The organism is Herbaspirillum sp. VT-16-41, assembly GCF_001994935.1.
Lineage (GTDB): Bacteria > Pseudomonadota > Gammaproteobacteria > Burkholderiales > Burkholderiaceae_D > Herbaspirillum > Herbaspirillum frisingense.
Window position 1 is genome coordinate 1 of the sequence record NZ_MUXB01000263.1, and the last position, 351, is coordinate 351.

Below are 351 nucleotides of genomic sequence, written 5' to 3' on the forward strand. Positions count from 1 at the left end.
AAGCCATACTGTAAGCGGTCTTTTTTCATGTTCCACAGAACACGAATCTCTTGTGGATCGGCCTGAAAATTAGACCAGATATCGTGGTGGAATGGGATCACGACTTTTGTATTTAGCGCTTCCGCCATACGCAGTATGTCGGCGCTGGTCATTTTGTCGGTAATGCCGCGCGGGTTCTCGCCGTAGGAACCCAATGCCACATCAATTTGGTACTCGTTGCCATGTTTCGCATAGTAGTTGGAATAGTGCGAGTCACCGCTGTGGTATAGCGTACCGCCGGGGGTTTTAAAGAGGTAGTTAACTGCACGCTGATCCATGCCGTCAGGCAGTACGCCGGCCGCTTTTTGCTCT

1 protein-coding gene is annotated in these 351 nt (G+C 50.7%); it reads right to left on the reverse strand.

Going from position 1 to position 351, the window contains the following annotated elements; translation table 11 throughout:
- The coding region (locus BTM36_RS27050) for an MBL fold metallo-hydrolase (RefSeq protein WP_174616936.1) at nt 1-351 on the reverse strand (351 nt) is incomplete at both ends.